Below are 16,940 nucleotides of genomic sequence, written 5' to 3'. Positions count from 1 at the left end.
TTTCGGCTAGGCGGCTGGGCTGCTCGGCGGCTAGGCCCCTAAGAACCTTCGGGGTTCCGGCGCCATCGCGCCGGCCAGCCTATGGGAACGGCTGCCGTAGCAGGGGACAGAATTCAGAAGTCAGAGGTCAGAGCACCCCTGTCCTCTGTCGTCTGTCGTCTGCCACCTGGCACGGTCTCCGGTCCCGTGGTCCAGACGGCGGCGGTCCAACGTGCGGCCGAAAGCGGAAAGTTCCTGCGAGCGGGGCGACCCGCCTGGCGGAACGTCGAGGGAAAGGAGGAATCATGTCCGGAGCGTTGGAAGGCATCCGCGTGGTGGACCTCTCCCGGTTGTTTCCGGGGCCGTTCGCCACCCAGCTCCTCGCGGATCTGGGGGCGGACGTGATCAAGGTGGAGGAGCCGGGGCGGGGCGATTACATGCGGGGGTTTGCCCCGGTGGTGCGGGGGGAGAGCCTCTTTTTCCTCCACCTGAACCGCAACAAGCGGAGCGTCGCGTTGAACCTGAAGCGTCCCGAAGGCCGCAAGGCGTTGCTCGCCCTGGTGGACCGGGCCGACGTCGTGGTGGAGTCGTTCCGTCCCGGGGTCATGGAGCGGCTGGGGCTCGGGCCGGACGAACTCCTGGCCAGGAATCCCCGGCTCGTCTACTGCTCGGTGACCGGGTACGGCCGGGAGGGACCTTACGCCGACCGGGCGGGCCACGATCTCAACTACCTCGGGGTGGCGGGGGCCTTGGGGCTCCTTCGGGACGACCGGGGGCGGCCCGTGATGCCCCATTTCCAGATCGGCGACGTGGGGGGCGGGGGGCTCAACGCGTGCATCGGGATCCTGGCCGCCCTCCTCGCGCGGGAGCGCACCGGACGGGGCCAGGTGGTGGACGCGGCCATGGTGGACGGGGTGGCCACCTGGCTCACCTACCGGTGGGCCCACCGGCAGGCCGGGACGCCGGAGACCGAACTCCACCTCACGGGCCGATACCCCTGCTACAACGTCTACGAGGCGGCCGACGGCAAGTACGTGGCCCTCGCCGCCCTGGAGCCCCAGTTCTGGGATCGGTTCTGCCGCCGCATCGGCCGGCCCGAGTGGATCGAGGCGCAGTTCGCCGAGGGGGAGACCCGGGACCGGATGATGGACGAGCTCCGGGCCCTCTTTCGCACCCGCACCCGGGACGAGTGGGTGGCGGAGTTGGCCGAGGCGGACTGCTGTGCCACCCCGGTTCTGGAGCTGGACGAACTGGAGGAGGATCCCCACTGGCGGGCGCGGGGCCTGGTGCGGCCGGTGGAGGTGCCGGGCTGGGGCGTCCTGCGGATGCTCGGGTTTCCGCTTGGGCTTTCGGCCACCCCGCCCTCGGTCCGCCGCCCGCCGCCGCGCCTCGGCGAACACACCCGGGAGGTGCTTCGGGAGGCCGGCCTCCCCGAGGGCGAGATCGAAGAGCTCCTCGCCTCCGGGGCGGCCCAGGGGGAGTAGGGGGAATCCGGCCCCCGATGTTCCCCCCCTTGACCCACGTCAAGGCGGGGGAAACCTCCGGGGGGCATCCTGCATCCAAGGCTCACGAACCCCCACCCGCAGCGGAGGTGGACCATGAACCTGGATGCGATGGCCCTGCTGGCTTTGGGCGTGCTCGCCGGGATCTACCTCGTGTACTGGGCCGAGGCCCGGCGGGCCCCCGCCCCCTGCCGGAACCGGGATTGTCACGACTCGTAGTGGATGGCCTCCACCGGGCAGGCCTCGGCCGCCTCCACGATCTGGTCGTCAAGGCTGAGGTCCGCGTCGGAGCGGACCGTGGCCACGTCGCCTTCGAGCTCGAACACCTCGGGGCAGATGTCCACGCAGGTTCCGCAGGCGATGCACTCGTCGTCGACCCAGACTTTCTTCATGGGGGGTCTCCCTTCGTTGGGGGTGACGTGCCGTCTCTGGCCTCGCAGGATTTGACCCGCGTCCCGTCTGGCAAGGGGAGTCGCGAGAACAGTGCCCCGGCCGGGGATCGGATCGAGAGGTCCGCCGTCGGCGTGAGCGGGGTGGGCTCGGGGTTCACCTCCACCACGTAGGCCGAACGGGCCAGGCCCGGGAGGGAGGCCACGGGGTGAACCACGGCCGAGGTGCCGATCACCAGCAGAAGGTCGGCGCGCTCTACCGCCTCGACCGCCCGGGTGAGGGCCTCGGCCGGAAGGGCCTCCCCGAACCACACGACCCCGGGGCGCAGGAGCCCCCCACAGGCCTCGCACCGGGGGGGCACCGGAAGGGGGACCTGGCGGTCTTCCCGCTCGGCTCCGCACGCCGTGCACCGCACCCGCCACAGGCTCCCGTGGACCTCCACCATGCGTCGGCTTCCCGCGAGCCCGTGAAGCCCGTCCACGTTCTGGGTCACGAGGAGGAACGCGGGGGCCTGGCGTTCGTAGGCGGCCAGCCACCGATGGGCCGGGTTCGGCCGGGCCCGGGCGATCCGTTCCCGCCTCCAGTTGTACCACTCCCATACCAGCTCGGGGTTCTGGGCGAAGGCCTCGGGGGTGGCGAGGTCCTCCGGCCTGTACCTCCGCCAAAGCCCGTCGGGCCCCCGAAACGTGGGCACTCCGCTTTCGGCCGAAACCCCGGCCCCCGTGAGCGCCACCGGTCTTCGGGCGGTTTGGACCCGCTGGGCGAGTTCCCTGAGTTCCAGGTCGGTCACCGTCACCGGAACGCCTCCCGCGCCGCTTCCATCTGGGCGCGGATCTGCGCCCGGAACCGGTCCAGCTCCTCCTGCCGTCGAGGCTCGTCCCAACCCAGCTCCCGGGCCATCACCTGGGCCACCGCTTCGGCCACCCCGAGACCCCGATCGGGGCGGAGGCCCGTGGAGAGCCGCCGCAGAAGGACGTCGTCCAGGTGCCGGGCGTGCTCGGCCCGCACGGCGTAAACCACCTGGGCCTTGTGGTCCTTCGCATCGGGGCCCAAACGCTCCCGGAGGTCTTCGCTGGAGAGCCCCAGTTCGAGCACCTCGCACGCCTTACGGCCGTAAAGGCCCACCAGGTGGTCCACGACGGCCCGTGGGATGCGCGGCAGGTTCTCCGTGCATTCCACCAGATTTTCGCGAAACACCACCTGATCCCGGAAGCCCCCCCCGGCAAGCGGGGTGCGGTCGGTCGTCCCGGGCCGGTTCACGCCCAGGCGCCTGCACACCGCGTCCACCCCATCCTCGGCCAGGCGCCGGAACAGGGTGAGGTTGCCCCCCGCCAGGGTGATGTGGCCTCCCATGCCCCCCTCCTCCACGGCCTCGTACTCGCAGGGGAGGTCCCCCGCCCGGGTTCCGTCCCGCCGGGGAACGGCCCATGCGCCGGTCTCGGCCAGCAGGAGCCGGGAAGGGTGGGGAAAGAGCCCGGGGATCCGGCGCCGGGCCTCGGTGAGCCAACCGGCCAGTTCCCCGGGGCGGGGCGCCAGGCCGTTCGAGGGGGCCGAGATCTCCGCGAGGTCCCATCCCACGAGCACGTGGCCGCCCCGGGGAATGCCGAAGCAGGGGGGATACCCCTCGTGCCACAGGGCTACGTCGAGATCCGCGTCCACCCACACCTGGGTCCCCCTGAGAAGCCTCACCCGGCCCGGCCAGTCCGGCGTGAGCCTTTGCCCCACCTCGTCGATCCAGGGGCCCGCGGCGTTGATCACGGTGCGGGCCCGAAATTCCCTCCTCGCCCCCGAGTCCCGGTCCCGGGCCTCGATCTCGAACCCTTCGGCGACGCGCCGTAGCCTTGTCACCTCGTGGTAGTTGTGGCAGTCGGCCCCCTCCTCCTGGGCCGAGCGCACGTGCTCCAGCACGAGCCGGGAGGGGAAGAGGCACCGGAAATCGTAGAACAGCCCCGCACCGAGGAGCCCCTCCTCCGAAAGGGCCGGCGCCCTTCGCACGGCCTCCCGCGCCGACAGAATCTGCCGGGGCGGTCCCCCCGAGCCGAGGCTCAGCCACTCGTAGAACCGGAACCCCCATCGGATCCGGCGGAGGCTCAGCCCGCCCCCCCGGTACACGGGGATCAGCACGGCCATGGGCCGGACGAGGTGGGGGGCCGAGCGGTGGAGGGTCTCCCATTCCCGCAGGCACTGGAGGGCCAGGTGGAATTTGCGGTCCCGGGCAAAGCGAAACCCGCTGTGGACGAGCCCGGCCGCGATCCCGGTGGTGCCGGAGGCCCAGTCTCCCCGTTCGAGCAGAAGAACCCGCAGGCCCCGAAGGGCCGCGTCGCGGGCCGCCGCCGCGCCCACGATGCCGCCCCCGACGACGGCCACGTCATAGGACGCTGGGGACACGGGGCTACCCCTCCTCTCCCAGCACGACCCGGAGCACCAGGTTGGCCTGCATGTGGGCCGCAACCCCGACCCGGGGGGCCATGAGGCCCACGCCGGGCCGGGCCTCGGTTTCCAGATCCCCCACCACGAAGAGCCGCTCCCCCACCCGATGGGTCCGGATCGCGTCCGCGGGCCCGTAGCCGGCCAGCCCCGAGGCCGCCACGATCCAGGTTCCGGGCAACCGGGTGAGCGCCGTTTCCACCAACATCGCCTTCTGGTCGGCCCGGTCGAAGGCCTCCACCAACACCCGGCAATCCCGGAAGATCTCCGGGATGTTCTCTGGCGTAAGACGGACCTGGTGGAGGTCCAGGCGCACGTAGGGGTTGATCCGCCGAAGGTTCTCGGCCAGGGCCTCGACCTTGGGCCTCCCGATCTGGTCCACGAAGTACTGCTGGCGGTTGAGGTTCGAGGGTTCGACCACGTCGAAATCGGCCAGGACGAGCCGGCCGAACCCGGTTCGGGCGAGCGCCACGGCCACCTGGCTGCCCAGGCCCCCGAGCCCCGCGACCCCCACGCACGCCCCCTTGACCCGGGCGTGCACCCCGGGGGTGTGCCGCGCCACCAGGAGGGCCTCGAGTTCCTCCTCACTGGGGACCTCACCCCGCCGGATGAGAACCACCTCGTCCCCGTCTTCGAGGACGACGTCGTCACCCGCCGGAAACCCGTTTCTGATCAACACGTCGGCATCGGGCTTGACGGCCTGCCGGAGGTCTCCGAGCCGGGTCCCCTGGGGTACCTCCCGGTACTGTTCGTTCACCTTTACGCGCACCATCCGCCTCCTCGTGGCCGGGCCCGAGGATTCTTGCACCCCCGGGGCCGGTTCGCAAGCCGCGTCTTGACACCTTCCTCGGGTCCGCTAGGCTCCCAGTCCCACAGGAACGGTTCCAACGGTATCCGACGCGGGAGGCGGCCATGGGCGCGGAGCGGAAGATTCGGGATCTCGCGAAGTTGGAACGCACGGACGGAGGGTTCGTCACGGTGTACCTGAACACCCGCTGGGGGAGCGAAAAAGAGCGGGAGAGGGTGCGCATCTTCGTGAAATCGAAGCTGAGGGAGTGCGCCCAGCAGATGCCGGAACCGATGCGTCAGATGACCGATGGGACTCGGGAGCGGATCGAAGAATACGTGCGGCAGGTGGTGGCGAGGGAGAGGGACGAGGAGTACGACGGCATCGCCCTGTTTGCCTGCGACGGCCGGGGGATTTTCGATGTCCTCCGCTGCCACATCCCGTTTCGCGACCAGGTGGCGTGCGGGGATCGGCCGTTTCTCCGCCAGGCGTCCCGGGTGCTGTGGGAAGGCGAGAGGGGGGTGCTGGTCCAGGTGGGGGCGGAGGCCGGAAGATTGGTGGAGTTCTACCTGGGCGGTATTTCCCGGACCTGGGAGTTTTCGGACGAGGAGTTCCCGGGCCGGCACGAACAGGGGGGGTGGAGCCAGGCGCGGTTCCAGCGCCACGTGGAGGAGCACCTCCAGCGCAACCTTCGCACGCTGGCCGAAAAGCTCGCCGAGTGGACCGATGAGCGCGATGTGGCCCGGATCGCGGTCGCCGGGCCCGAGGAGGTCGTGGCCGCGTTCGAGCGGGAGGTGCCGCGGCGTCTCCAGGGCCGACTGGTGGCGCGGTTGCGTGTCGATCCCCACGAGCCGCTGCCGGAGGTGCAGGCCAAGGCCCTGGCCGCCCTGGCCCGGGCCCGGGACGAGGCCGCGACCGCCCGTCTGAGAAAGGTGCTCGACCGGGAGGGGGACCGGGCCGTCGGCGTGGAAGCCGTCTCCGAAGCCGTTCGCGATGGGCGGGTCCACGAATTGTTCCTTTTGGACTCGTTCGAGCGTCCCGGATGGGTGTGCCCGGCCTGCGGGGAGATGGGGGAGAGGGTCCCCCTCGGGTGCCCCCGGTGCGGAGCCCCCGTGGACGCCGTGGAGTTGGGCGAGGAGTGGGTGCGGGGGGTGCTGGCCAGCGACGGCAACGTGGCGGTCTTCCGGGAGCATCCGCTCCTGGACGAGGCCGGCGGGGTGGTCGCGGCGCTCCGATATTAGATCCAGGATTTTCAAGGGGCGCGCGGGGCGCCCGCCCGGCCCCTTGGCCCATCCGCCGGGAACCGGCACGACCGGCGATTCCCCACCAACCCTCACCAAAGGAGGACGACCATGGCCGTGGCGCGCGTAACCGAACTGATTGCCGCATCTCCGGTGAGCTTCGACGACGCGATCCGCAAGGGGTTCGAGCGGGCGGCAAAGACCCTCCGCAACATCACGGGGTTCCACGTCACGGAGTGGCGGGCCAGCGTGAAAGACGAGGCCATCCAGGAGTACCGGGTTACGCTCCGGGTGACGTTCCTCCTGGAAGACACGCTCTAGCCCCGGGTCCGCGGAACGCCTATCGGGTCAGCGGTTCCAGGTAGGGGGCGAGTTCCGGCCGGCGGTCCCTGAGCCGGGCCGCCAGCTCCCGGGCGCAGGCGTCGGGAGTTTCGAGGTTCCCGAATCCGGTGCCGAGCTGGGGGCCGTCGGCGCTCGGTTCGTGGAAATCGCTTCCACCCGTGACGAGAAGCCCCCTGCGGGCCGCCATCGAACGGTACCGCTCCTGCTGCTCGCGGGTGTGACGGCTGTAGTACGCCTCCACCCCCTCGAGGCCCGCCCCGACCAGGTGGTCGAGGAGGGGGCCGAGCACGCCGGGGTGCTCCCCTTCGATGAGGCCCGGGTGGGCGAGCACCGCCACTCCTCCCGCCGACCGGATCATCCGGCAGGCCTCGTCGGGGGAAAGACGGTCCTTGTCCACGTAGGCCGGTTTGCCCCGGCCCAGGAACCGGTCGAACGCGTCCTGGAGGTCGCGGGCGATGCCCTTGCGAACGAGCACCCGGGCGACGTGGGGCCGGCCGACGAGGGCGCCGTTGGCCTCGGCCGCGACCTCCTCGAGGGAGATCGAGAACCCCAACTCGCGAAGTCGCGCCACCATTTTCGGCGCCCGCTCTTCGCGGCTTCGGGCGAGACGAGCGAACGCGCGCCGGACCTCGGGGAGGCGGGTGTCGATGCCGTACCCCAGGAGGTGAAAGGTCACCTGCCCCCAACGGGTGGAGATCTCCACGCCGGGCACCACCGCCACGCCCAGTTCGGCTCCGGCCTCCAGGAGTTCCCGGTTCCCGTCCACGCTGTCGTGGTCGGTGAGCCCGATGGCGGCGAGGCCTACGCGGCGCGCCTCCTCCACGAGGCGTCGGGGCGGCCACGTGCCGTCCGAGAAGGTGCTGTGGGTGTGCAGGTCCACCATCGGTCGCCTCCCGGGCAAGGGGAACGGGCGGATATACGCGCAGGGGACGGCCCCGTCAAGGGCTTCGGATCACTTTTTCTCTAACGTGTTCAACAGCTTGACTTTCGCCTTTGGCCCATCTAGCATCGGCCACCCAACCCGGGCCCCCGTAGCTCAGTCGGATAGAGCACAGGATTCCTAATCCTGGGGTCGCAGGTTCGAGCCCTGCCGGGGGCACCAAGGGACACCGTCGAAGTCCGAACCCCCTGCTTCCGGACCCCGCGCTGGCGGCCGGATGGGGGCTCTGTCGCTGGGAGGTATCCGAGCCATGAACAAGTCGGATCTCATCAAGGCGCTGTCGGAACGGGGTGGCATGCCGCTCAAGGAGGCGAGAGCGGCGGTGGACACGTTCTTCGAGGCCATGGAGAACGCAATCCTTAACGAGGACCGGATCGAGATCCGCGGGTTCGGCAGTTTCTGCGTGAAGAAATACGACGCCTACGTCGGGCGCAACCCCAAGACCGGCGAACGGATCGAGGTGCCCCCCAAGCGTCTGCCCTACTTCAAGGTTGGGAAGGAACTCAAGGAGCGGATCGACTCCTGATCCGGCCTGCCCCAAAGAGGTTGGTCCCATGTGTGTCGCGGTGCCGGGAGAGATCCTCGAGGTGCGGGAGGACGGGACGGCCGAGGTGGATTTCGGGGGCGTGCGCCGGACCGTGTCCACCGCGCTCCTCCCAGATCTCGAGGCGGGGGATTTCGTGATCGTCCACGCCGGGTTTGCGCTCCATCGGGTCGACCCCGGGGAGGCGCGGGAGACCCGGGAACTGTTTCGGCAGATTCTAGAAGATGACCTTTCCTGAAGCGGGCCCGAACGGGCCCGAACTTGTGTCTGCCCTCCTCGAAAAGATTCGGGCCTACCGGGGGCCGCCCGTAGCGGTCATGGAGGTGTGCGGCACCCACACCGTGGCCATCGCCCGGATGGGACTGCGGGAGCTCCTGCCGGAGGGTGTCCGCATGCTCTCCGGGCCGGGGTGCCCCGTGTGTGTGACCCCGGTGGAGACGTTCGACGAGGCGATCCACCTGGCCACCGAGGCGGGGGTCGTCCTTGCGACGTACGGGGACGGGATTCGGGTGCCCGGGAGCGACGCCACCCTGGCGGCGGCCAGGGCAGGGGGGGCCGACGTGCGGGTGGTGTACTCGGCGCTCGACGCCCTGGCCATCGCCCAACGGGAGCCTGGTCGGGAGGTGGTCCTATTGGGCCTCGGGTTCGAGACGACGGCGCCCGCCTCGGCCGTGGCCGTCCTCGAGGCCGCGGCCAAGGGCGTGCGCAACTTCTCCGTGCTCTCGGCCCACAAGGCGATCCTTCCCGCCATGACCGCGCTCCTGGAGGACCCCGAGGTCCGGATCGGGGCGTTTTTGTGCCCGGGCCACGCGAGCATGGTCCTCGGGGCTCAAGCTTACGAGCCCCTGGCCGAAAGGTATCGTGTGCCGTGCTGCGTGGCCGGGTTCGAACCGGCGGACGTGCTGGCCGGCCTGGCGGCGTTGCTCCGGCAGGGGGAGCGGGGCGAGGCCCGGGTGGAGAACGCGTACCCCCGGGCGGTCACGGCCCATGGCAATCCGGCCGCCCGGGCCGTTCTGGAGCGGGTGTTCGAGAGGGTCCCCGCCCGGTGGAGGGGGCTCGGGATGGTCGAGGGGAGCGGATACGATCTGCGGCCGGAGTTTGCCGCCTGGGACGCCCGGAGGCGGTTTCTGGAAGGGCGGCGCTTCGAGGGGCGGGAACCCGAGGGATGCCGCTGCGCCGAGGTCCTCCGGGGGGTCCGGGAACCGGCCCAGTGCCCCCTGTTCGGCCGGGCCTGCACGCCCCGGCACCCGGTCGGGGCGTGCATGGTAAGTTCCGAGGGCGCCTGCGGGGCCCACTACCGGTACCGGAGGGCCGGGTATGCCTGAGGCGGTGGTGACCCGGGCCCACGGGGGGGGCGGCCGGGAGATGAAGGAACTCATTCGGGACGTGTTCCTGCGGGGGCTGGGGGACGTGGCGGGGGCCGGCCTCGACGATGCGGCCCGGGTCGAGGTGCCCGCCGGCCGGCTGGCGGTGACCACCGACTCCTACGTGGTCGACCCCTGGGAGTTCCCGGGGGGGAACCTGGGGGACCTGGCCGTCTGCGGCACGGTGAACGACCTGGCCATGGTGGGGGCTCGGCCGCTGTACCTCACGGCCGGCTTCGTGCTGCCGGAGGGGTTTCCGCTCCGGGACCTTGAGCGGATCGTGGCGCACATGGCCCGCCGGACCCGGGAGGCCGGGGTGCGGATCGTGGCCGGCGACACGAAGGTGGTTCCCGACGGAGGCCCGATCGTGAACACCGCAGGGGTAGGGGTGCTCCCGGAGGGCCGGGAGATCTCGGGGTCGGCCGCGAGGCCGGGCGACGCGGTGCTCCTCACGGGCGAGGTGGGTCGGCACGGCATCGCCGTGCTCTCCCGGAGGGAGGGCCTGGGGTTCGAAGCCGACGTGACGAGCGACGTGGCCCCCCTGAACGGGCTCGTGGCCCGGATGCTTGACGCCGGTGTGGAGATCCATGCCCTCCGGGATCCCACCCGGGGCGGCGTGGCCGGGGCTCTAAACGAGATCGCCGTGCAGTCGGGCGTTGAGATCGTGCTCGAGGAGGACCGGGTGCCGGTGCCCCGCGCGGTCCGGGCGGCCTGCGACCTTCTGGGCTACGATCCCCTGGAGGTCGCGAACGAGGGGTGCGCCGTGGTCATCGTGCCGGCGGGGCACGCAGACCGGGCCCTCGAGGTGCTCCGGGCCCATCCCCTGGGCCGCCGGGCGGCCCGGGTGGGGGAGGTCCGGAGCGGGCCGACCCGGGTGGTGGCCCGGACGGAGTTGGGTGCGCTGCGGTTCGTGGACGAGCCGGCCGGCGAGTTGCTGCCCCGGATCTGCTGAGCCCCGGCGCGTGCGCTTGACGGAGGGGCCGGGCGGTGTAGGTTGATCCGGTGCTCGTTTGGGGTCGGTTCACCCGGGGCGAAAGGGGGGGACGCCGGGGTTTGCGCCGGGACTAGGGGGACCGGCGCGGAAGGCGGGCCCGATTCGGGAGGGATGGAGTTCCTTCGGGGGAGCCCCGGGACACCGCGGGGCGAGGGGAGTCGGACCGATGGACTCGCAGTATACGGTTCTGGTCGTGGATGACGATCCGGGCATCCTCGCGTATCTGGAGAGCCTGCTCTCCCTGGAGGGATACCGGGTGGTGACCGCCGAGAGCGGGGAGCAGGCCCTGGCGCGGCTCAAAAACGGGGTTTCGCCCGATGTGGTCGTGCTCGACGTCATGATGCCCGGCATGGACGGGCTCGCCACGCTGCGGCATCTGCGCGACCGGGACCCGGAACTCCCGGTGATCATGCTTTCCGGGGTCGGTCGCACGGCCACGGTGGTGGAGGCCATGCGCGCCGGCGCCTACGATTACATCGACAAGTCGTTCGAGGCCGAGGAGCTCAAGCTCGCCCTCGAAAAGGCCCTGGACCGCCGGCGCCTGGTCCGGGAGATCCGGGAGCTTCGAAGCCAGCTCGCCGAGCAGGAGCAGCTCGACCCCATCGTGGGGGTGAGCCCGACGCTCCAGGCGATGAAGGACCTCCTGGACTCGGTGGCCGACACCGACGTCACGGTGCTCATCGAGGGGGAGAGCGGGGTCGGAAAGGAGCTCGCCGCCCGGCGCCTCCACACCAAGTCCGCCCGCCGGCAGGGGCGGTGGGTCAAGGTGAACTGCGCCGCCCTTCCCCCCGACCTCCTGGAGAGCGAGCTGTTCGGGTATGAAAAGGGTGCGTTCACCGGGGCCCAGAGGCGCAAGCTCGGCAAGTTCGAGTACGCCGACGGGGGCACGATCTTCCTGGACGAGATCGGGGAGATGGGGCTCCCGCTCCAGGCGAAGCTGCTGCAGGTGCTCCAGGACCGGGAGTTCTGCCGGGTGGGGGGAAACGAGCCCGTGCGGGTGGACGTGCGGATCGTGTGCGCCACGAACCGCGACCTGCGCAAGGCCGTGGAGAACAAGGAGTTCCGGGAGGACCTCTACTACCGCCTGAACGTGGTGAACGTGCGGATCCCCCCGCTGCGGGAGCGGCGGGAGGATATCCCGCTCCTCACACGGTACTTCCTCCACAAGTACGTGGAGAAGTACGGCCGCGGCCCCGCCGAGGTGTCGGACGCCCTGATGGCCTATTTCCTGTCCTACGACTGGCCGGGCAACGTGCGGGAGCTCGAGAACCTCGTCAAACGGCTCGTCATCCTGAACGACGAGCGGTTCTTGTTCAGCGAGTTCCGGGCGAAGAACGTGACCCCCGCCTCGCCGGCCGCCGTTCCCGTGGCTCCGCCCGATCCCCTCGACCAGATCGAGATCGGGGAAAAGCCGGGGGAGGTGATCTCGCTCAAGGAGATCGCCCGCAGCGCCGCGCTGCAGGCGGAGCGGCGCATGATCGCGGCGGTGCTGCGCCAGACCAACTGGAACCGCCGCAAGGCCGCCCAACTCCTGGACATCAGCTACAAGACCCTCCTCTACAAGATCCGGGAGTGCGGGCTGGAGCCGAACTGACGGCCGGGAGGCTTGGCGGCGGAGCGCCCCCTTGACGCGCGTGTCGGGGGGCGTTTGTTGTGTCCGGGGAAACCGATTCCGCGCTGTCGGCCGCGGGGCCCACGCCGGGGGCTGCCGATCCGGGCCGCCTACCGCGTTACCTCTCGCATCGGCTTCGTGGCCTCGTAGAGGGTCACGATTCCGAAGGTGAGATCCCGGTAGGAGACGCGCCCGAACCCGGCCCGGGTCATCATGGCCGCGAACCGGAACCGGGGCGGGAACCCCTCGACGCTCCGGGGAAGGTAGCGGTAGGCCTCGAAGTTGCCGGAGATCACCCCTCCCACGAACGGAAGCATCCGGTGGAAGTAGACCCGGTACAGGGCGGCGAGGCCCGCGGAGCGCGGCAGGGAGAAATCGAGCACCAGCAGAACCCCTCCCGGCCGGAGCACCCTGTGGAGCTCCCCCAACGCCCGCTCCCGGCGGGCCACGTTCCGGATGCCGAACGCGATGGTGGCGGCGTCGAACGTGTCGGAGGCGTAGGGAAGGTCCTCGGCCGAGGCGTTCTGGAGGAGGATGGAGCCGTCCGCCCCCCGGCGCCGCAGCTTCGGCACGCCGGCCCGGAGCATGGGGAGCGCGAAGTCCGCGCCGTAGACCCGGGCCTCGGGCCGCTGCTTCCGGATCTCCAGGGCCACGTCCCCCGTGCCGCACGCGAGGTCCAGCACCCTCCGGGCCTCGCCGGGGATCCGGCGCACGAGCTCGCGTCGCCACCCCCGGTCGATGCCCAGGCTGAGGATCCGGTTCAGGAGATCGTAGGTGGGGGCGATGGCCGAGAACATGGCCCGCACGGCGCGGGCCCGTTCCCGGGGGTCGGCGGCCGGATTCATCCGCCCCCCACGAAGCGCACGATCTCGAGCCGGTCTCCCTCCTTCAGCCGAACCTGTGCGAACTCGTCCCGCCGAACGACCTCGCCGTTTCGCTCGACCACCACGGAGCCGGGGAAAAGGCCGAGGCTCGTGAGAAGGGCGTCGAGCGAAGCTCCCTCGGCGACGTCCCGCGGTTGCCCGTTCACCACCACCGTCACGTCGTTGCTCCTCCCTGGAGCCGTCCGCTTTCCCCCGAGGTCCGGAACGCCGCGTCCCAGTCCTTCCACACGGGTTCGAGCCCCAGTTGCGTGAGTCGCGCCGCCACCTCCCGCGGGCTCCGGCGGTCCTCCACCTGGAACTGCACATCGGCCGCCCCGGGGCGGGTGTATCCTCCCGGCTCGGTCCGGGATCCCGCGCTCGTGTGGGTCACGCAGATCCGGGTGACCCCATCCCGAAATTCGGGCGACTCCCGGGTGGAGAGCACGAGGCCCACATCCGGCAGGAGGAGCCGAAGGGCGCACATCATCTGGACGAGCTCCCGGTCCGACACGGGGTGGGGGGGCTGGAATCCGCCAGGAGCGGGGCGGAGCCGGGGAAACGAGATCGTGACCTGGGTCTTCCAGTGGTGACGCTCGAGCCACAGGGCGTGGAGCGCGAGCCCAACCGCCTCGAGCCGCCACGGTCCCAGCCCCAGGAGCGCCCCGAGCCCGACCCGGCGCATCCCGGCGCGGGCGGCCCGTTCCGGGGTCCCGAGCCGCCAGCCGTAGTCGGCCTTGCGGCCGGACGGGTGCACCCGGCGGTAGAGATCCGGGTCGTAGGTTTCCTGGAACACCGTGACCCCGTCGTACCCCGCCTCCACGAGGCGGCCGTATCCGGTTTCGTCCAGGGGATAGATCTCGACGGAGAGGCTCGGAAACAGGGGCCCGATCCGCCGGCCCAGCTCCTCGAAGTACCCGACCGGGACGACCTTGGGGTTCTCCGACGAAACCACGAGGAGGTTCCGGAACCCCTGGGACCACAGCACCCGGGCCTCCGCCTCGGCCTCCTCCGGCGTCAATGTGGTGCGCCGGATGGGGTTGTTGCGGTTGAACCCGCAGTACACGCACGCGTTCAGGCAGTCGTTGGAGACGTAGAGGGGGGCGTAGAGCTGCACCACCCGGCCGAACCGCTCGGCCGTGAGCGCCTGGGCCCGGCGGGCCATGGGCTCCAGGTGCCGGGAAGCGGCCGGGGACAGGAGCGCCAGAAACCCCTCGAAGTCCACGGCCCGCCCCGCGAGCGCCGCCTCCACGTCGGCCTCCCGGGCCCGTTCGGCCTGGGCCACCAGCTCGGCCCAGGGCTGCTTCGACCAGTACGCCTCGAACGTCATGCGTCGTCCCGCAGGAACCCGGTCAGGGGGCTCGAGGCCCGGGCCTCCCTCGAAACGGGGGCTCGGCCGGCCAGAAACGCCTGGCGGCCCGCCTCCACCCCCTTGCGAAACGCCGCGGCCATGGCCACCGGGTCCCGGGCCACGGCCACCGCCGTGTTCACGAGCACGGCGTCGGCTCCCATCTCCATGGCCTCAGCCGCGTGGGACGGAACCCCCAGCCCCGCGTCCACCACCACGGGCACCGTGGCCTGCTCGATGATAATCGCCACGGAGTCCCGGGTCAGGAGCCCGCGCCCGGATCCGATGGGAGAGCCCAACGGCATCACGGTGGCCGTGCCGATCTCTTCGAGACGCTTCGCCAGGATGGGATCGGCGCCGATGTAGGGCAGCACCGTGAACCCCTCCCGCACCAGGATCTCTGCGGCCCGCAGCGTCTCCACCGGGTCGGGCAGGAGATACCGGGGGTCCGGGGTGACCTCGAGCTTCACCCAGTCGGAGAGCCCGGCCGCCCGGGCGAGCCGGGCCAGGCGCACCGCCTCCTCGGCGGTGCGGGCGCCGGAGGTGTTGGGCAGCAGCAGATAGCGGTCCCGGTCCACATAGGCCAGGATGTCCTCCTGGGGGCGGGTGAGATCGACCCGCCGGAGGGCCACCGTCACGATCTCGGCGCCCGACGCGGCCAGGGCTTCGGCCATGACCGCGGGGTCGGGAAACTTCCCGGTTCCCATGAGGAGCCGGGACCGAAAGGTGCGACCGGCGATGACCAACGGGTCATCGCCGGCGGAAAGCGGCTGGTTCATTTCATACCTGGAAACTGCCGATTTGTAGAAGATCTGCCTCGTCGGCTAGTATGGCAAACGCCCCCGGTCGATGCAACGGAAGGGGGGCGGGACCGAGAACGAGGAGCCAGGCGATGAAGCGTGTGGCAGCGTGGGCGGCCGTGATGGTCTTGTTGTTGGGATCCCCGGCGGCCGCGTTCAAACGGACCTCCTTGGGGGACCCGCTCAAGGACTTCACCCTGCTCACCCCCTCCGGCGAGGCGTTGCGGCTCGCCGAGCACCTGGGGGAGAAGGCCACGGTTCTCGTTTTCTGGGCCATGTGGAGTCCCCGGAGCGAGGAGGCCCTGGGCGAGTTCCAGGACCTGTACCGGGAGCACCGGGAGCACGGTCTCCAGGTCGTAGGGGTGAACGTGGAGCACCAGGAGCGCGAGCCGGGGGAGGCCGAACGGATCGCGGCGTGGCTCGGGGAACGGGGGATTTCGTTCCCGGTGGTCGTCGATGAGAGCCTCGCGGTGTTCAACGACTACGGGGTCATCGCCGTGCCCTCGCTTGTGCTTTTGGACCCCGAGGGGACCGTTCGGGCCCTCCTGGAAGGGTACTCCCGGATGACCCGGGATACGTTCAAGGAGGAGGTCCTCCGCGCCCTCGGCCTGGTGGAGGAGGTCCCCTCCGAGGCGGCGACGGAACCGAGGGGGCCCAAGCCCAAGGGGTTGGCCGAGCGGTACGCCCGGATGGGAGAGATTTTGCTGAAACGCCGCATGGCAGCCCGGGCCGAGGAGGCGTTCCGGAAGGCGTTGGAGGAGGATCCCGACTACGTCCGGGCCAAGGAGGGGCTGGCGCGGGCCGAGGCCCTGCTGGCCGAGGAGAGAGGGGAAGCGAAGCCGCCGGCTGCGGCACCGGGATCCGAGGCGAAACCCGCGGAGGAGCCACGGGTGCCGCCGGCCCCGGCGGTTCGGGACGGGACGGGACCCGTGTCGGGGGCCGAACCCAATCCCAAGGCGGTGCGCTACGTGCGGATGGGACGCATGCTCATGGACCGCGGCCTTTACGAAAATGCCCGCGGCGTGTTCCAGAAGGCCGCGGAGCTCGACCCGGGCTACGGGGAGGCGTTCGAGGGGTGGGCCCAGGCCCTGGAAAAACTCGGCCGGCCCGACGAGGCGCGCTCCGTGCGGGAGAAGGCCCCGAACCCAGAATAAGGAGGACGAGATGCGGATCGGTAACGTGGAGGACATCGAAGCGAAGCCCGTCGAGATGGAGGGCGCGAGGGGGGTGACGATCCGGGTCGTGATCGGGGAGGCCCAGGGCGCGCCGAACTTCGTCATGCGCGTGTTCGACGTGGAGCCGGGAGGCCACACCCCCTACCACACCCACGGGTTCGAGCACGAGGTGTTCGTCGTGGCGGGCCACGGGAGCCTGGTGGAGGAGGGGCGAACCGACCCCCTGGGGCCGGGGGACGTGGTGTACGTGGCCCCTGGGGTGCTCCACCAGTTCCGCGCGGCCGAGGACGAGGGCCTGCGGTTCATCTGCGTGGTGCCGAAGTCCTGATTCTGGGCCGGGCTTGGTCTGCGGGTCCGCTGGGCCGCGGGGGTGCTAACACCTTCGAAAGGATTGCCGGCGGCGGGTGGGGGGCTGGTTCCGGCCGGGCGCGAGTGCGGCACCCGATCGCCGCGCCTTTCCATGCCGTTGTCGGCTCGGCAGGCCGGTGCGGCGGTGGCGGACGTTCCGGATCTTCCAAAGCGATCCGGGCGTGGTGATGGCGCGGCGAGGTGAGGGGCCGCACCCGGCTCTCCACCAGCCCCCCACCCGCGGGTTTCCGTAGCAACGACGGGGATCTGACAATGCTTGCGTTGGG

The 16,940-nt window shown here is 70.8% G+C and carries 20 protein-coding genes and 1 tRNA gene; 12 read left to right on the top strand and 9 right to left on the bottom strand.

What is annotated here, in order from left to right:
- The first annotated feature begins 284 nt into the window (after nucleotides 1-284).
- Entirely contained in the window at nucleotides 285-1,463 is a 1,179-nt protein-coding gene (locus ACYQ8L_RS16280) for a CaiB/BaiF CoA transferase family protein (protein ID WP_459942865.1), read from the top strand.
- A gap of 114 nt (nucleotides 1,464-1,577) precedes the next feature.
- On the top strand, nucleotides 1,578-1,700 hold the full coding sequence (locus ACYQ8L_RS16275; RefSeq protein ID WP_459942864.1) for a hypothetical protein: 123 nt from the start codon (nucleotides 1,578-1,580) through the stop codon (nucleotides 1,698-1,700).
- Here ACYQ8L_RS16275 and ACYQ8L_RS16270 read toward each other — a convergent pair.
- The 4 genes from ACYQ8L_RS16270 to thiF are packed head-to-tail and all read right to left on the bottom strand — an operon-like array spanning nucleotide 1,688 to nucleotide 5,070.
- Nucleotides 1,688-1,873, bottom strand: coding sequence for a ferredoxin (locus ACYQ8L_RS16270; protein ID WP_459942863.1), 186 nt, complete (start codon nucleotides 1,871-1,873; stop codon nucleotides 1,688-1,690). The genes ACYQ8L_RS16275 and ACYQ8L_RS16270 overlap by 13 nt on opposite strands.
- A complete protein-coding gene (locus ACYQ8L_RS16265) occupies nucleotides 1,870-2,667 on the bottom strand; it encodes an SIR2 family NAD-dependent protein deacylase (protein WP_459942862.1) in 798 nt (265 codons plus the stop codon). The genes ACYQ8L_RS16270 and ACYQ8L_RS16265 overlap by 4 nt, the downstream gene beginning before the upstream one ends.
- On the bottom strand, nucleotides 2,664-4,259 hold the full coding sequence (locus ACYQ8L_RS16260) for a glycerol-3-phosphate dehydrogenase/oxidase (RefSeq protein ID WP_459942861.1): 1,596 nt from the start codon (nucleotides 4,257-4,259) through the stop codon (nucleotides 2,664-2,666). The genes ACYQ8L_RS16265 and ACYQ8L_RS16260 overlap by 4 nt, the downstream gene beginning before the upstream one ends.
- Before the next feature lie 4 nt (nucleotides 4,260-4,263).
- Nucleotides 4,264-5,070: a sulfur carrier protein ThiS adenylyltransferase ThiF gene (thiF, locus tag ACYQ8L_RS16255; protein ID WP_459942860.1), complete on the bottom strand. Its 807-nt coding sequence runs from the start codon at nucleotides 5,068-5,070 to the stop codon at nucleotides 4,264-4,266.
- 140 nt (nucleotides 5,071-5,210) lie between these two features.
- Here thiF and ACYQ8L_RS16250 point away from each other — a divergent pair, with 140 nt between their 5' ends.
- Together ACYQ8L_RS16250 and ACYQ8L_RS16245 are read left to right on the top strand one after the other, a co-directional pair.
- Nucleotides 5,211-6,326, top strand: coding sequence for a baeRF10 domain-containing protein (locus ACYQ8L_RS16250; protein WP_459942859.1), 1,116 nt, complete (start codon nucleotides 5,211-5,213; stop codon nucleotides 6,324-6,326).
- A 111-nt stretch (nucleotides 6,327-6,437) separates the two neighbouring features.
- On the top strand, nucleotides 6,438-6,647 hold the full coding sequence (locus ACYQ8L_RS16245) for a dodecin family protein (RefSeq protein WP_459942858.1): 210 nt from the start codon (nucleotides 6,438-6,440) through the stop codon (nucleotides 6,645-6,647).
- 19 nt (nucleotides 6,648-6,666) lie between these two features.
- Here the strand turns inward: ACYQ8L_RS16245 and ACYQ8L_RS16240 are convergent, their stop codons facing one another.
- Complete coding sequence (locus ACYQ8L_RS16240; protein ID WP_459942857.1) at nucleotides 6,667-7,551, bottom strand: PHP domain-containing protein; 885 nt, start codon at nucleotides 7,549-7,551, stop codon at nucleotides 6,667-6,669.
- Between the two features lie 142 nt (nucleotides 7,552-7,693).
- On the opposite strand from ACYQ8L_RS16240, the gene ACYQ8L_RS16235 reads away from it, so the two are divergent.
- The 6 genes from ACYQ8L_RS16235 to ACYQ8L_RS16210 all read left to right on the top strand — a co-directional run bounded on the left by ACYQ8L_RS16235 (nucleotide 7,694) and on the right by ACYQ8L_RS16210 (nucleotide 12,104).
- Nucleotides 7,694-7,770 (top strand) — tRNA-Arg (locus ACYQ8L_RS16235).
- An 88-nt stretch (nucleotides 7,771-7,858) separates the two neighbouring features.
- Nucleotides 7,859-8,134 carry an HU family DNA-binding protein gene (locus tag ACYQ8L_RS16230; RefSeq protein WP_459942856.1) on the top strand — a complete coding sequence of 92 codons (276 nt, stop codon included), beginning with the start codon at nucleotides 7,859-7,861 and terminating at the stop codon, nucleotides 8,132-8,134.
- 28 nt (nucleotides 8,135-8,162) lie between these two features.
- Nucleotides 8,163-8,390, top strand: a complete 228-nt coding sequence (locus tag ACYQ8L_RS16225) for a HypC/HybG/HupF family hydrogenase formation chaperone (protein WP_459942855.1) — start codon at nucleotides 8,163-8,165, stop codon at nucleotides 8,388-8,390.
- Nucleotides 8,391-8,415: 25 nt separating this feature from the next.
- Nucleotides 8,416-9,477 carry a hydrogenase formation protein HypD gene (hypD, locus tag ACYQ8L_RS16220; protein ID WP_459942854.1) on the top strand — a complete coding sequence of 354 codons (1,062 nt, stop codon included), beginning with the start codon at nucleotides 8,416-8,418 and terminating at the stop codon, nucleotides 9,475-9,477.
- A complete protein-coding gene (gene hypE / locus ACYQ8L_RS16215; RefSeq protein ID WP_459942853.1) occupies nucleotides 9,470-10,468 on the top strand; it encodes a hydrogenase expression/formation protein HypE in 999 nt (332 codons plus the stop codon). Before hypD ends, hypE begins: the two co-directional genes overlap by 8 nt.
- Nucleotides 10,469-10,676: 208 nt before the next feature.
- Nucleotides 10,677-12,104: a sigma-54-dependent transcriptional regulator gene (locus tag ACYQ8L_RS16210; protein ID WP_459942852.1), complete on the top strand. Its 1,428-nt coding sequence runs from the start codon at nucleotides 10,677-10,679 to the stop codon at nucleotides 12,102-12,104.
- Nucleotides 12,105-12,232: 128 nt separating this feature from the next.
- Here ACYQ8L_RS16210 and ubiE read toward each other — a convergent pair whose 3' ends face one another.
- From ubiE to ACYQ8L_RS16190, 4 genes are read right to left on the bottom strand one after another with little or no spacing between them, the layout of a single operon-like run.
- On the bottom strand, nucleotides 12,233-12,967 hold the full coding sequence (gene ubiE / locus ACYQ8L_RS16205) for a bifunctional demethylmenaquinone methyltransferase/2-methoxy-6-polyprenyl-1,4-benzoquinol methylase UbiE (protein WP_459942851.1): 735 nt from the start codon (nucleotides 12,965-12,967) through the stop codon (nucleotides 12,233-12,235).
- On the bottom strand, nucleotides 12,964-13,164 hold the full coding sequence (thiS, locus tag ACYQ8L_RS16200) for a sulfur carrier protein ThiS (protein ID WP_459942850.1): 201 nt from the start codon (nucleotides 13,162-13,164) through the stop codon (nucleotides 12,964-12,966). The genes ubiE and thiS overlap by 4 nt, the downstream gene beginning before the upstream one ends.
- Nucleotides 13,161-14,312, bottom strand: coding sequence for a 2-iminoacetate synthase ThiH (thiH, locus tag ACYQ8L_RS16195; RefSeq protein ID WP_459942849.1), 1,152 nt, complete (start codon nucleotides 14,310-14,312; stop codon nucleotides 13,161-13,163). Before thiH ends, thiS begins: the two co-directional genes overlap by 4 nt.
- Nucleotides 14,309-15,109 carry a thiazole synthase gene (locus ACYQ8L_RS16190; RefSeq protein WP_459942848.1) on the bottom strand — a complete coding sequence of 267 codons (801 nt, stop codon included), beginning with the start codon at nucleotides 15,107-15,109 and terminating at the stop codon, nucleotides 14,309-14,311. The genes thiH and ACYQ8L_RS16190 overlap by 4 nt, the downstream gene beginning before the upstream one ends.
- Nucleotides 15,110-15,222: 113 nt before the next feature.
- On the opposite strand from ACYQ8L_RS16190, the gene ACYQ8L_RS16185 reads away from it, so the two are divergent.
- Entirely contained in the window at nucleotides 15,223-16,284 is a 1,062-nt protein-coding gene (locus ACYQ8L_RS16185; protein WP_459942847.1) for a redoxin domain-containing protein, read from the top strand.
- A 10-nt stretch (nucleotides 16,285-16,294) separates the two neighbouring features.
- Entirely contained in the window at nucleotides 16,295-16,633 is a 339-nt protein-coding gene (locus ACYQ8L_RS16180) for a cupin domain-containing protein (protein ID WP_459942846.1), read from the top strand.
- Nucleotides 16,634-16,940 lie beyond the last annotated feature (307 nt).

Source organism: Deferrisoma palaeochoriense (assembly GCF_054656955.1).
The sequence above is the reverse complement of the archived record's forward strand: the minus strand, read 5'-3'. Positions and strand labels throughout refer to the sequence as shown.

Bases quoted from the DNA above. Each gene is read 5' to 3' on its own strand.
- ACYQ8L_RS16280 (WP_459942865.1), top strand. From the start codon at position 285: ATGTCCGGAGCGTTGGAAGGCATCCGCGTGGTGGACCTCTCCCGGTTG.
- ACYQ8L_RS16275 (WP_459942864.1), top strand. From the start codon at position 1,578: ATGAACCTGGATGCGATGGCCCTGCTGGCTTTGGGCGTGCTCGCCGGG.
- ACYQ8L_RS16270 (WP_459942863.1), bottom strand. From the start codon at position 1,873: ATGAAGAAAGTCTGGGTCGACGACGAGTGCATCGCCTGCGGAACCTGC.
- thiF (WP_459942860.1), bottom strand. From the start codon at position 5,070: ATGGTGCGCGTAAAGGTGAACGAACAGTACCGGGAGGTACCCCAGGGG.
- ACYQ8L_RS16250 (WP_459942859.1), top strand. From the start codon at position 5,211: ATGGGCGCGGAGCGGAAGATTCGGGATCTCGCGAAGTTGGAACGCACG.
- ACYQ8L_RS16245 (WP_459942858.1), top strand. From the start codon at position 6,438: ATGGCCGTGGCGCGCGTAACCGAACTGATTGCCGCATCTCCGGTGAGC.
- ACYQ8L_RS16240 (WP_459942857.1), bottom strand. From the start codon at position 7,551: ATGGTGGACCTGCACACCCACAGCACCTTCTCGGACGGCACGTGGCCG.
- ACYQ8L_RS16230 (WP_459942856.1), top strand. From the start codon at position 7,859: ATGAACAAGTCGGATCTCATCAAGGCGCTGTCGGAACGGGGTGGCATG.
- ACYQ8L_RS16225 (WP_459942855.1), top strand. From the start codon at position 8,163: ATGTGTGTCGCGGTGCCGGGAGAGATCCTCGAGGTGCGGGAGGACGGG.
- hypE (WP_459942853.1), top strand. From the start codon at position 9,470: ATGCCTGAGGCGGTGGTGACCCGGGCCCACGGGGGGGGCGGCCGGGAG.
- ACYQ8L_RS16210 (WP_459942852.1), top strand. From the start codon at position 10,677: ATGGACTCGCAGTATACGGTTCTGGTCGTGGATGACGATCCGGGCATC.
- ubiE (WP_459942851.1), bottom strand. From the start codon at position 12,967: ATGAATCCGGCCGCCGACCCCCGGGAACGGGCCCGCGCCGTGCGGGCC.
- thiH (WP_459942849.1), bottom strand. From the start codon at position 14,312: ATGACGTTCGAGGCGTACTGGTCGAAGCAGCCCTGGGCCGAGCTGGTG.
- ACYQ8L_RS16190 (WP_459942848.1), bottom strand. From the start codon at position 15,109: ATGAACCAGCCGCTTTCCGCCGGCGATGACCCGTTGGTCATCGCCGGT.
- ACYQ8L_RS16185 (WP_459942847.1), top strand. From the start codon at position 15,223: ATGAAGCGTGTGGCAGCGTGGGCGGCCGTGATGGTCTTGTTGTTGGGA.
- ACYQ8L_RS16180 (WP_459942846.1), top strand. From the start codon at position 16,295: ATGCGGATCGGTAACGTGGAGGACATCGAAGCGAAGCCCGTCGAGATG.